The following is a 13,061-nucleotide window of genomic DNA, read 5'->3' on the forward strand; positions in this document are numbered from 1 at the left end:
GGTATTGCCGACATTCGGAGCTGGAAGTAGTGGTAAGCAGAGCTGAGCGCCTGCAAGCTCAGTTGTGATCTGTACTAGAGCCTCTTTGTGACGGTGGCGCGGAGCAGTTGGCCGCCTGTAATTCCCCTGGCCGAAACAGTCAAAAACCACCACCTCGGCTCGGTCCGCAAGCAGGTCGGGAACCGCCCGCGCAAAGGTGCTCTTCCCAGCGCCACCTTCAGCTGTCACTACCATCGGCACCGATGACTCCATGATTGCGTCCGCCAGGTCGCGGTAGGACTCGCGAGGTGAGTAAGGAGTGCTCTCTAGCATGTTCGGGGCGGGATGAAGGTCTTCATGCTGAGCGCCAAACGCCGCCAGTACGTCCGCAACGACGATCACACCATCTCTCTCAGTGCTCGCCCGTTCCGCGACGAGTTCGATCAAGTTTGCGCCGACTCGAACATCGGCGTCGACCGCAAGACTTCGCGCAACAATGTCGAGTTTGGGCCGCAACTCCGCGAGGCCTTCCACCTCTCCGCGCACCTCAGTGCGCTTGCAAAGTTCGACGGCGGCGGCACGCTGACCACCGATGCGTCTGAGCAAGTCTGCGGCACGTGAGCCTTTTGGCAGCTGGTCTCCCGCGGCGATGAGTTCCACAGCCTCGATCACGTCGCTGGCGATGGGACGGTTAGTCAGCACTGAGAACTCAAGTTCGGCGCCAACGTAACGAGAACGGAGTGTGCCGTCCACGGCGTCCAGCAGAGCGAATTTCGAAAGGATCCTTCCGGCTTCAGCGATCGTGATGTTGTCGCCAGCATTCATCGTCGAATGCTTGAACTGCCTAATGAGCACTTTTGAAGGTGGCTCATCTTCATGACCGTAGTACTCAACGAGATCGATGACTTCGGATCCATCAGGCTCAGGCTCACCAGGGTTGGCTGCGTCGCCTTCAACCGCAATTCCTCGAAGCCCAGTCGCGGGACTCAACATCCCTAGCAAGCGGGTCGCGGCCCACACATAGTGGAAGCGATCACCGTCCCTTGACGCACGTACCCGCCGTGAGGAGTTCGAACTCCCAGTCTCTGAGTCAGACACGAAAGCACTCCCCGACGCACGTCGCAGCTGCGGCAAATTGTCGCTCAGGGAGGCGCATCTGACGAAGCAGCATTTCAAGCGCGCCCCCGTAGCAACTTCCCGGGGACGGCATTAGAACCCTAGCTGCCGCGCGCGAGACGTGCTAGCGAACCGCCGACGAGTGGACTCAAACTCGTCGCCACACTCGACGAGATGGCGCCCCAGTTCGCAGTGGAACTCACGGAACTGATGAGCTAGCCCGCCCTCTCGCGCGAACAGCTCGAGAACACCAAGCCCACGGCCGTGACCGTCAGGCCGCGGCCGTGGGCTCGTCGCGTGATCGCAAAATTTTCTATGAGTCCACGTCGACTTTCTGGCACACTACGTAGGTAGGCGCCCTGGAGCGCCACTCTCCGAGTCTGCCCACCACGCGGGTCGGACAACGAGGACAACGGCTGCCGATCCAGGAATCAGTACCTGTAGGACCCCCGTCTGTCGACACCACGGTCCCGCGGGCGTGGACGCGCGACCGGAGAGTGAAGACTGACATGTACGACAACAACCGCGACGATCGCGGGATTCAGCAGGACGCCCGGGCCTGGGCAAAATACACAGGCATCAACTACACCCAAGCTCTGCGCCTCATGCGACACCCGCTCGCGCAGGGGGTTCTCGGTCCGAGGATCAGCGCGCGCAGTCTGATCGCGGTGCTCGATGAGCATCCTGTGGTGGGACATGCCGCCGGCGTGACTCTCAGCCCGTCGGGCCTCGACCGTTCTGACTCGTTCGCCGATCAGCCAGAACGCTTCATTGACGTGGTTCTGGCCGCCGAGGTGCAGCGGATGTTCCGTCCCGTCGAGATCACAAACGTCGGCAGCTACGGCATGAAGCACCGGGCCGAGGACTTCCTCGGAGGCGAGCACTCATACATCTCCAACGGAGAGACGATTTGGGCCGCCGCAGTCCTGGGACTCAAGCTCAAACGTGAAGATCCCGAGAGCCTGAACGTGCTGATCGGCGTCGACGAGCACGAGGTTGGCTATCTCCGTCGCCTCCAGCAGAACCCGCACGCATTGGTGGACTCGCACCACCGCCCCCCAGGCTGGGAGCACCTTCAGGCCGCGCTTGACGCCTACAACGCCGAGGGCACGACACCAACGCAGTGGGACGAATCTGCACCGGACAAGCGCACCAGCGACTTCCACGAATGGATGCTCGAGCAGGTGGGCGACGATGGCGCGGTGGGCAACTTCGCGAGGTTGGCGCACGACTACGAGTACGGCGTCTCTGTTGGCGACCACGGCATCGCCATGTCTCCCGAGGACCTAACCGCGATCCTCGAGAGCGCAGCGGCGGACGAAGCGTTCTTCGAGGCCGCCTATGAAGCGGGGGTAGCGTTCCGGTCACTCGAGGGGGAGCGTCGCCGCGCCGGTTAATGGAACCTGAGACAAGGCCCCGCGCCGGCGCCCGCGAAACGGGACCGGCGCGGGGCCCTCGTAGGCCAGGCGTGGTCAGCGCCGTGGAAACAGGAGCCGGTCATGACACCAAGCGAAGTCAAGTGCAGCCAGGGGCACTTGTCTGCACAGTTAGTAGGTCACGAACGAGAGACGCCAGGCAGTTCTGACGGCGATTTCCCGGTACGCCGCATCGTTGGATTCCGCCGTAGTCTGTCACCGCCTGGGATGAGACGCGCTCTTGACGGGACATCTGGCCCGGGCAAGAGTTTGGCACCAAGCAACAATCGAACGTGGCTAGTTCCTACGCCCCTGTGCATTATTAGCCGAGATGCCCCTCGAGTACTGCGGACAAGAGCCGGCCTTCTCGCTCTGAGATCAATTCTTGCGATACCGATCGACCCCAATAGGCCCCCGTAAGAGACAATCATGACCACCAACGTGGCAACTGCCGCTTGTCTAGCCGCTGTCCCCTATCGGTCCAGCAGAACCGTTCCCGATGCCGTGTGGATGGAGTCGCGAGTGGCGTCGTCGCCCGGGGCCATCCGCCCCAAGCACCCCCAGCGCTCACGCCCAGTACGGCGACGAGCACACCACGCGAGCACCCACTCGGACCTCACGAACGACGCGCCCCAAGATCGGCCGCAAGGTTGAGTCACAAAGATGTGCCGAAGCGCATGTACGCGGGAGACATCCTGTTAGCTTGCACGGCTTCGCGGACCTTGAAATCAGCGTCACGGGTAAGTTGCTCGAGCACGTCGACTGGCGTTGACTCGTTTTGTGCAACAGCGGCACGGACAATGGGTTCTGGGTCATTCGCCAAGCCGGCCAGCAAACTCGCAGGAGCGCGGAGATGCCAGGCGATGTCGTGTCGCACTGCGGAACTCGCGTCGCGGGCGAGCACCTCCAAGGTTGCGATGGATGCCGACGAGTTGGCACCGACCGCTGTCCTTACAGTCGCGTCCGCGTCGAATGCGAGCCGGTGAAGCGTTGGGGCGGGCAGTGCAGGGTTCCACGCGGCGTCTTGCCTAACGAAACGAGATGGATCCGCCGAGAGTCGTTCAATCACCGTCACGAGCACATGCGGGCAGCCCGCCACTGCGGAGCGGACTAACTCATGGGCATCTGCTGCCAGCGCTTCGACTATGTCCTCACTGGCGGTGGGGTTGCCAGCTACTTTCGCCCGTACGTGCCACTCGTCGTCGAGCGAGAGGTACTCGATGAGCTCTTGACTACATGCTGGGTTCGCCGCGACTCCCGCGCGCACTTCATCCGCGTCGTCAACCGCAAGCTGCTCGAGTGTCTCTTGCGGGGTACTCAGGTTGGATGCGACTTCGCTCCGGACGAGATCGGAACGGCTGTGGGCAAGCCTCTCCAAGAGCACCGGCGGTGCTGAGGGATTACTTGCCACCGAACCCTGCTCCAGCTCGCCGGGGTCAAGCCAACCGAGGTTTGGCAACGCAAACTTCTCGAGTACCTTGATCGGCGTATGGGGATTTGCCGCAACCGCTTGATCAACGCCCTTGCCCACTAGCCGTTCTAATAGGTCGGCGGGACTCGAAGGATGGGTGGCGACTCTCCAACGCGTGTCGATGTCGTGTGAGTCCGCCAAGTTCTCCAGAACGTCCACCGGGGCTTGTGGATTCTCAGCAACCCGACGCGCGACGCTGGTGTCGCTGTCCTGGCCCAACCGCCTGAGCACAGAAGCTGGACTCGCCTCGTTGCGTGCGACGATGTACCGGACGCCAACATCTGCGTCCTCAGCCAGTTCGGCAAGCACCTCTTCCGGACAAAGCGCCCGCACCGCCAAACCGCGCCGTACCTGGCGATTCGAATCATGAACAAGTGTGCGGAGGGCCCCATACGGCGTCGAAGGATTACGGGCTACGTAAGCGCGAACAGCCGGATCATGGTCCCCAGCCAACTCCGCGAGTAAATAAGTCGATGCTGCGGCGTCACAGGCGAGCAATAGCCGACCACTCGGGTTCGTGGAAGTAGCCCCTTCGGGCTGCCCGTCGCCGACGAAACTCTCGTCAAACGCATCCGCGCACACAATGCCCCTCACAGACTGGTGGCTCTCGAAGAGCCATGAAGGTTGCCCCAACCGGCTTGAGCCAGGACTGCCTCAACCCTGCCACTCTAGCCGTCGTCCCCTATCCAAGCGACGTCTGACCGCACGACTGCGAAGACTTGCGAGAACGGGATTGGCATACCGCAACTCCCCACTAGTCAAGGAGTCCGCAGGTTGGGTAGCGTGCCCGCCTTCCGGACGGGCACAGCACCGCGACCAGTTGCTCGTGCCCCCCCGGACTCACACCGCCGATGAGCGTGCGTGAACCCCCGTGAGGCCGTGATGTGCCTCGCCACGTTTGACGTGTAACAGAGCGTGTGATCGGATTGCCACATCGCGTTGGGTAGCTCTGCTTGCCGGCGGAGCACCAGCTCGTGCTTGTCGCGGTAGGACGCTGCACCCTCCAGGGCGAGGGTGACCATGCCGGGATCCAGGGTCCGCACGATGTCCCACACCACCGAGTAGGAGGGGACCGGCCATCTCCGGGTGGCGCAGATGCCGGTGACTTTGCGATGGATCGTAGCGATGGCCGGCCGCGGCTTGCTCAGTGCCAGGCCCTCGATCAGGTCGACGAGGTCGGGCGGAAGGCGGCGGGTCCCGGTGTCCGCCCGTGAGGCTGTCTCCAGTCCGGCGTAGCCGTCAGCGCGGTAGCGGGCGTGCCAGCGCTCCAGGGTCCGTAGCCCAACTTCGGTCTCGCGAGCTAAGCGCGCGAGGGGCACCTGGTCCTCGACGTGGAGCCTGAGGATTCGCCACCGCGCTCGAGCGTCCACGATGCACCTACTGCAAGGCGTTCTCGCGCCCGCGCTCGGCGCGCTGAAGGGCGCGGTAGACCGTGGAGCGGCCCACGCTGAACAGCTCTGCCAGCTCGCCCACGGTGTGCTCGTCGGCGGCATGTAGCTGGACGAGGTGAGCTTCTTGCCGGGGGGTGAGCTTCGGTGACTTCCCGCGCAGCCGGCCCTTGGCCTTGGCGACCTTCATCCCCTCGCGGGTGCGGGCACGGATGAGGTCTGCTTCGAACTCGGCGACCATTGCCAGCACGTTGAACAACAGTTTCCCCATCGGGTCGGTCGGGTCATACACCGATCCGGCGATGCTCAGCTTCACTTCCCGCGCCGCGAGGTCGTCGGCGATCTGGTGGGCATCACGGACCGAACGCGCCAGCCGATCGAGCTTGGTGACCACGAACGTATCGCCGTCCCGACAGGCAGCCAGCGCCTGCCGCAGGCCCTCACGGTCGGCGTTGCGGCCCGTGAGCCCGTGATCGACGTAGATGCGCTTGGGATCGACGCCGAACGCCGCGAGTCCGTCACGCTGCGCGGTTAGGTCCTGCTCGTCTGTGGAGACTCGGGCATAGCCGACCTTCAAGGGGGACATGCTCCCCAGTGTGTCACATAGCCTCCCTTCACCGGACAGTTCACCGGACGGGTCTTACGGGACAGGCCGCCAGGCGTGCCGTCGTGCCTCTCGATGAGTAACGGTGGTGTCCGGTGAGGGATCCCCTTGCGGGCATGCGGTCTGGCCTGGCGCCTGCGCGAGAGTGTTCAGTGCCTGCTGTATAGTTCAGTCCATGCTGACTATTGCTTCGCGTCTCGACGTGATGAACCGCCTGGGTCGCGCACTGGCCGACCCCACTCGATCCCGGATCATCCTGACCCTGCTCGACCATCCCGCTTACCCGGCGGAACTGGCCCGAGATCTGGACCTGACACGCCCGAACGTGTCCAACCACCTGGCATGCCTGCGCGATTGCGGGATCGTCGTCTCCGAGCCCGAGGGTCGCCGGACACGGTATGAGATCGCCGATTCGCACCTGGCGCAGGCGCTGACGGCGCTGGTCGATGCCACCCTGGCAGTGGACGAAGACGCCCCGTGCATCGATCCCGCCTGCTCGCTTCCCGGATGCGACGCAACTGGGGAGGGCGCATGATCCTCACCTCGGTCTTGCAGGCGATGGGCCTGTTCGTAGCGACCAACATCGACGACATCATCGTGCTCTCCCTCTTCTTCGCTCGAGGGGCCGGCCAGCGCGGCACCACCGCCCGTATTCTGGCCGGGCAGTACCTCGGGTTCGCCGGCATCCTCGGTGCCGCGGTCCTGGTGACCATCGGCGCCGGAGCGTTCCTGCCCTCGGAAGCGATCCCATACTTCGGTCTCATCCCTCTGGGCCTTGGCCTATGGGCCGCATGGCAGGCCTGGCGCGGAGACGATGACGACGATGACGACGAGGCCAAGGTTGCCGGCAAAAAGGTCGGCGTGTGGACAGTCGCCGGCGTCACCCTTGCCAACGGCGGCGACAACATCGGGGTCTACACCCCTGTCTTCCTCAGCGTGGAACCTCTCGCAGTGGCCGCCTACTGCATCGTCTTCCTCGCCCTCGTCGCGGCCCTGGTAGTCCTGGCAAAGTTCGTCGCCACCCGCCAACCGATCGCCGAAGTGCTCGAACGCTGGGAGCACATCCTCTTCCCCATCGTTCTCATCGGCCTCGGTGTCGTGATCCTCGTCAGCGGCGGAGCCTTCGGACTCTGACGTAGCGGCAGCGACCCAAACGGCCCCGACCGGGCACACCCCTCTCGGTTCAGATCGCGACACCTGCCCGCAGCCAGTCCGGTGTGATCGCGGCGACCAGGCCGCCACGGAGCGCTGCAAAGATCCCGCCACCAAGCGAACGAAGTCACAGCCTCCAACGTAAACGAGGGTCTGTCAGACCCTCCTTGTACAAATCTGTTGGGAGGTCTTGAGATGACTGGACGGTTTGGCCAAGTAGTCGGATATTGCCGTGTGAGTACGGTCGATCAGAATGAAGCTAGGCAGGTCGCCGCGCTTGGAAAGGTCGATCGGCTGTTCGTGGACAAGGCAAGTGGAAGTAGCACTGACAGGGCAGAGTTGAACGCAATGCTCGCCTACGTGCGCGATGGCGACACTGTGCGCGTGAAATCGCCGGACAGGTTGGCGAGATCCACAACGGATCTTTTGGCTTTGATCAAGTCCCTCAGGTCCGAGGGAGTTGAAGTTGAATTCACGGATAGTCCGGGCCTGAGCACTACCTCCGACCAGGGGGAGTTCATGCTGACGATTCTGGCCGCCGTGGCGCAGCTTGAGCGGGCGACGATCCGCGAACGTCAGATGGAAGGCATCGCGCTTGCGAAGGCTCGCGGCGTCTATCAGCGCCAACCGAAGCTCACCGCAGAACAGGTGGCAACAGCACGCGACAAAATCGACCGTGATGGCGTGCCAGTGGCGCGCGTCGCGCGAGATCTCGGAGTTTCGCGGCAGACGGTCTACTCCGCGCTGAGAGGCGAAGGTCCGTACGCCCGCACGGGAGGCAGCCCCCAATGATTCAGGGCGGCCTGGTCCGACACGCGCTCGCGGGCGAGGCGCCGGACTAACTCATGCGACCGTTGGGACGGTATGACGATGGCGATCCCTGAGGTCCGCGCTTAGCTCGGGCTGCGAAGCTCTCACCGGCTTCAACCCTGCCTTTGTTCCGTTGCATGTCTCGCTGTGCACGCTCGATCTCTCTGGCCCAGTCAGGCGCGGCCGACGCTTTCGCGGCATTCTTGTTTCGTTTCCCTGCCATGCGCTTCACCGTATCTAGTGGGGCCGCCGCGCGCGGTGAGGCACACGGCAGAAGTCCCGCCACATACGGCAGACTACGGGGCATGGCTTCTACGGTTGAAGATCTTCTGGATAAGTTTCTGTTTGAGTCGCAGTCGACTGCCGAGCAGGGCAGCAAGTTTGAGCGGTTGATTAAGGCGTTTCTCCTCAATGATGTGGAGTGGTCTGCGCGTTTTGATGCGGTGTGGGAGTGGATGGAGTGGCCTGGCCGCGACGGCAAGCGTGACACCGGTATCGATCTGGTAGCCCGCTATCGCGAGTCTGGTGATCTGGTCGCGGTCCAGTGCAAGTTTTATGACCCCGAGACTCTGCTGCAGAAGCAGCACATTGACTCCTTTCTGTCCGACAGCGGTAAGGATCCGTTTGCTGAGCGTCTGGTGGTGTCGACGGCGCTGCGGTGGGGTCCCAATGCTGAGGCTGCGATTAAGGGGCAGTCCAAGCCTGTGCACCGTATCGGTCTGCACGACCTGGTGGAGTCCTCGATTGACTGGGAGCAGTTCGATATCTCCACCCCGGAGATCTTGGAACTGAAGGAACGCAAGCAGCTGCGTGCCCATCAGCGTGAGGCTCTGGATAAGGTGCGTGCCGGGTTCGAGACACACGATCGCGGCAAGTTGATCATGGCGTGTGGCACCGGCAAGACGTTCACGTCTCTCAAGATTGTCGAGGAACAGGTGCCGCTGGGTGGGACGGTGTTGTTCCTGGTCCCCTCGATCGCGCTGTTGTCGCAGACTTTGCGTGAGTGGTCGATCGAGGCTGAGCATTCGCTGCGCACGTTCGCTGTGTGTTCAGACACCAAAGTTGGTCGCAACGACGACTCCCCTGAAATCTCTGTCGTTGACCTGTCGATTCCGGCCACGACCGATCCGGTCAAGCTTGCCGCGGAAGTGGCCAATCCTGATGTGGCGCAGAGCCGGATCACGGTGGTGTTCTCGACGTATCAGTCCATCGATGTCGTAGCGAAGGCTCAAAAGGATGCGGGCCTTCCTGCGTTCGACATGATCATCTGTGATGAGGCTCACCGCACCACGGGTGCGACGTTGGCGAACACCGATGAGTCGGCGTTCGTGAAGGTCCACGATGACTCGTTCATCAAGGCCGCCAAGCGCCTCTATATGACGGCCACCCCAAGGATTTACGACGACAACTCCAAGGCCAAGGCCGGACAGTCCAACGCCGTCATCGCCTCCATGGACGACGAAGAACTGTATGGACCGGAGTTTCATCGCCTCGGCTTCGGTGAAGCAGTCTCACTGAACCTGCTGACCGACTACAAGGTGCTGGTGCTTGCCGTCGATGAGGGCTCAGTGTCGCGCACGTTCCAAGGCACGATGGAGGCCAACTCTGAACTCAAACTCGACGATGTTGCCCGCATCGTCGGGTGTTGGAATGGGTTGGCGAAGATTGGTCAGGCTGAGCACGACTTCTCTGTCGACCCTGAACCGATGACGCGTGCGGTCGCGTTCTCCCGCGACATCAAGGCATCCAAGCAGTTCGCAGCCATGTTTGATGAAGTCATCGGTGACTACGTGCGCAACCAAGGCATTGGTGAGAACGACGAACGCGCACCGTTGGATGCGTCGGTGCATCACGTTGACGGCACGATGAACATCCTCACCCGCAATGAGGAACTGGACTGGCTCAAGACCGACCCCGGTGCCGACGCGTGCCGGATCCTCACCAACGCCAAATGCCTGTCCGAAGGTGTCGACGTTCCCGCGCTGGATGCGGTCATGTTCCTCAACCCCCGCAAGTCCGTCGTCGACGTCGTCCAGTCGGTGGGGCGTGTCATGCGACGTGCACCGGGCAAGAAGTATGGCTACATCATCCTGCCTATCGGCATCCCCGCCGGGATGAGCCCCGAAGAAGCACTGCGCGACAACGACCGCTACCGCGTCGTGTGGGATGTCCTGCAGGCCTTGCGTGCGCATGATGAGCGCTTCAACGCGATGGTCAACAAGATCGAGCTCAACAAGACCCGTGACAAGCGCATCAACGTCATCGGTATCGGCGGTGGCAAAGACGACGACAGCGACAACGACGACTCGACGCCGTCGGACAAGCCCACCGAGACTCAGCTCGCTTTCGACCTGACTGCACTCGAGGAGTGGCGTGACGCGATCTACGCCCGCATCGTGCAAAAGGTCGGCACCCGTCGCTACTGGGAAGACTGGGCCAAAGACGTTGCCGAGATCGCCGAGAATCACCGCACGCGCCTGATCGCGATCCTCGAGTCCGGGCACGCCGCGGACGAGTTTGAAGCGTTCCACACGGCTTTGAAGGCGAACCTGAACGAGTCGATCAGCCGCGACGACGCCGTCGACATGCTCTCGCAGCACATGATCACCAAACCCGTGTTCGACGCACTGTTCTCCGACTACGCGTTCGCTGAACACAACGCGGTGTCCAAGGTCATGCAGACCATGCTCGAGACCCTTGAAGGGGCGAATCTCGAGGCCGAGACCGAGCCGCTGGAGAAGTTCTACGAGTCCGTGCGCCTGCGCGCGGCAGGGATCGACAACGCTGAAGGCAAGCAGCGCATCATCACCGAACTGTACGAACGGTTCTTCAAACTCGCCTTCCCCCGCGCAGCCGACGCCCTCGGCATCGTTTACACCCCCACCGAGATTGTCGACTTCATCATCCGCTCGGTGGACCACCTGAGCCGTGAACACTTCGGCAAGGGACTCACGGATGAAGGCGTCCATGTCCTGGACCCGTTCACCGGCACCGGCACCTTCATCACCCGCCTCATTGCCTCCGGACTGATCGAACCGCATGACCTGGCACGCAAGTATGCATCCGAGCTCCATGCCAACGAGATCATGCTGTTGGCGTACTACATCGCCGCCATCAATATCGAAACGACCTTCCAACAGCAGATGGCCGATGCCGGTGTTCAGGCTCCGTACAAGGCGTTCGATGGCATCGTGCTCACCGACACGTTCCAAATGACCGAGAAGGACGACATCGACGATCTGATCGTCTTCACCAACAACAACGCACGCGTCGAAGCCCAACGAGCCCTCGACATCCGCGTGATTCTCGGAAACCCTCCCTACTCCGTCGGGCAAACCAGCGGCAACGACAACAACGCCAACGTCAAGTACCCGCACCTGGACACGTCCATCGAGACCACGTTCGCCGCGAAATCAACCGCGACCAACAAGAACAGCCTCTACGACTCCTACATCCGTGCCATCCGATGGTCCGCCAACCGCATCGGGGACGCCGGCCTCATTGGATTCGTCACCAACGGCGGCTTCATCGACGCCAACACCACCGACGGCCTACGCAAAACCCTCGCCGACGAATTCACCGACATCTACATCTACAACCTCCGCGGCAATGCACGCACCGCAGGCGAACAGCGCCAGAAGGAACGCGGCAACGTGTTCGGTGGTGGAGCCCGCACGACAGTCGCCGTCACCTTCCTGGTCAAGAACCCCACTAGCTCGCGCGACCGCGCCGTCGTCCACTACCAAGACATCGGCGACTACCTCACCCGCGAAGACAAACTCACCATCATCAACGACGCACACATCGACGCTCTTGAGTGGGAATCGATTGAACCCAACGACGCCGGAGACTGGATCAACCAACGCTCCGACCAATTCGAAACCTGGCAACCCATCGGCGGAGAGCGTGACGGGGTCTTTCGTACATACTCAGGTGGGCTCAAGACCAACCGCGACGCCTGGGTCTACAACTACTCCGCCACCGCGCTCGAAGCCAACGTCACACGCATGGTCGACTTCTACAACTCACAAGTCGACGACTTCGCTACGCACCTAGCCGCGAACCCCGGCAGCGACGCCAAGAAGACCGTCGACGACTTCATCGACTACGACACCAAGAAAATCAGCTGGAACCGTGCCGACAAAGCCAACGTCGCCCGCGGACGCAAGTACCAGCACGACCCGGCGCGCACCTTCGTCAGCGCATACCGTCCATTCACCAAGCAGGCCGTCCAGTTCCAGCCGGAACTCAACGACATGGTCTACCGGATGCCGTCGACGTTCCCCACCCCCGACCACCCCAACTACGGGTTCATGGTCATGGCGCCACGAACCGGAGTGAACTTTGGGGCGCTCGCTGTCGACTCGTTGCCCGACTTGTCCTATTTCACGTATACAGGCCAGTTCTTCGCTCGCTACACCTACGAGCCAGTCGAGGACGACACGCTCGAACTGTCTGACGACGTCATCGACGGCTACCGCCGCATCGACAACATCACTGACGCCACGCTCAAGCAATACCGTCACTGGTACGGCGATGACGTCACGAAGGACGACATCTTCGCCTTCATCTACGGCTTCCTGCACTCCCCCGACTACCGGACCCGCTTCGCAGCGGACCTGAAGCGTTCGTTGCCACGCATCCCGCGCATCGGCGCTACACAGTTCCCTGCCTTCCGTGACGCGGGCGAGCAGCTGCTGGACTTGCACATCCGCTACGAGGACGTCGACCCCTACCCGCTAGTCATCGAAGGTCTGCCAGAGGGACTCGAAGGAGACGGGCTCTACGAAGCGCTGCGAGTGCAAAAGATGAAGTACGGCAAGCAGGGGAAGACGCAAGACAAGACGGTTATCCACTACTCACCAGCAATCACGGTGTCAGGCATCCCAGCGGAAGCTCAGCGCTACATGCTCGGCTCGCGCTCAGGGTTGGACTGGATCATCGACCGCTACCAAGTCAAAACCGACAAGGCATCCGGCATCGTCAACGACCCCAACGACTGGTCCCGCGAAGTCGGCAACCCTCGCTACATCCTCGACCTCATTGCGAAGGTCACGACTGTGTCAGTTGAGACGATGAAGGTTGTCGACTCGTTGCCCGACCTAGAGATCGTGGACGGCTAGAGC

9 protein-coding genes and 1 pseudogene are annotated in these 13,061 nt (G+C 62.1%); 5 read left to right on the plus strand and 5 right to left on the minus strand.

Annotated features, from left to right (window positions below):
- A partial coding sequence (locus tag AOP74_RS12205; protein ID WP_236683713.1) for a hypothetical protein occupies positions 1 to 999 on the minus strand: 999 nt, incomplete at its 3' end.
- A gap of 605 nt (positions 1,000 to 1,604) precedes the next feature.
- Between AOP74_RS12205 and AOP74_RS04205 the strand changes: the two genes are divergently transcribed.
- Positions 1,605 to 2,492, plus strand: a complete 888-nt coding sequence (locus tag AOP74_RS04205) for a hypothetical protein (RefSeq protein ID WP_061961087.1) — start codon at positions 1,605 to 1,607, stop codon at positions 2,490 to 2,492.
- Positions 2,493 to 3,165: 673 nt separating this feature from the next.
- On the opposite strand, the gene AOP74_RS04210 is transcribed toward AOP74_RS04205, so the two are convergent.
- From AOP74_RS04210 to AOP74_RS04220, 4 genes and pseudogenes are all read right to left on the minus strand, one after another.
- On the minus strand, positions 3,166 to 4,290 hold the full coding sequence (locus AOP74_RS04210; RefSeq protein WP_061961089.1) for a variant leucine-rich repeat-containing protein: 1,125 nt from the start codon (positions 4,288 to 4,290) through the stop codon (positions 3,166 to 3,168).
- Between the two features lie 60 nt (positions 4,291 to 4,350).
- Positions 4,351 to 4,575, minus strand: a pseudogene (locus tag AOP74_RS12415) (hypothetical protein); the annotation flags it as partial.
- A 164-nt stretch (positions 4,576 to 4,739) separates the two neighbouring features.
- A complete protein-coding gene (locus tag AOP74_RS04215) occupies positions 4,740 to 5,351 on the minus strand; it encodes a helix-turn-helix domain-containing protein (protein WP_236683714.1) in 612 nt (203 codons plus the stop codon).
- A 7-nt stretch (positions 5,352 to 5,358) separates the two neighbouring features.
- Complete coding sequence (locus tag AOP74_RS04220; protein WP_010534181.1) at positions 5,359 to 5,955, minus strand: recombinase family protein; 597 nt, start codon at positions 5,953 to 5,955, stop codon at positions 5,359 to 5,361.
- 193 nt (positions 5,956 to 6,148) lie between these two features.
- Here AOP74_RS04220 and cmtR point away from each other — a divergent pair, with 193 nt between their 5' ends.
- The 4 genes from cmtR to AOP74_RS04240 all read left to right on the plus strand — a co-directional run bounded on the left by cmtR (position 6,149) and on the right by AOP74_RS04240 (position 13,058).
- Entirely contained in the window at positions 6,149 to 6,508 is a 360-nt protein-coding gene (gene cmtR, locus AOP74_RS04225; RefSeq protein WP_061961091.1) for a Cd(II)/Pb(II)-sensing metalloregulatory transcriptional regulator CmtR, read from the plus strand.
- The gene (locus AOP74_RS04230; RefSeq protein ID WP_061961093.1) at positions 6,505 to 7,107 is read left to right on the plus strand and encodes a cadmium resistance transporter; all 603 of its coding nucleotides are present in this window, start codon (positions 6,505 to 6,507) and stop codon (positions 7,105 to 7,107) included. The genes cmtR and AOP74_RS04230 overlap by 4 nt, the downstream gene beginning before the upstream one ends.
- Before the next feature lie 213 nt (positions 7,108 to 7,320).
- Positions 7,321 to 7,917, plus strand: coding sequence for a recombinase family protein (locus tag AOP74_RS04235; protein ID WP_061961095.1), 597 nt, complete (start codon positions 7,321 to 7,323; stop codon positions 7,915 to 7,917).
- A 323-nt stretch (positions 7,918 to 8,240) separates the two neighbouring features.
- Positions 8,241 to 13,058 carry a DEAD/DEAH box helicase gene (locus tag AOP74_RS04240; protein ID WP_061961097.1) on the plus strand — a complete coding sequence of 1,606 codons (4,818 nt, stop codon included), beginning with the start codon at positions 8,241 to 8,243 and terminating at the stop codon, positions 13,056 to 13,058.
- The last annotated feature ends 3 nt before the right edge of the window (positions 13,059 to 13,061 follow it).

The sequence above is a fragment of the Demequina flava genome (genome assembly GCF_000975035.1).
In the GTDB taxonomy this organism is placed as follows: Bacteria; Actinomycetota; Actinomycetes; order Actinomycetales; family Demequinaceae; genus Demequina; species Demequina flava.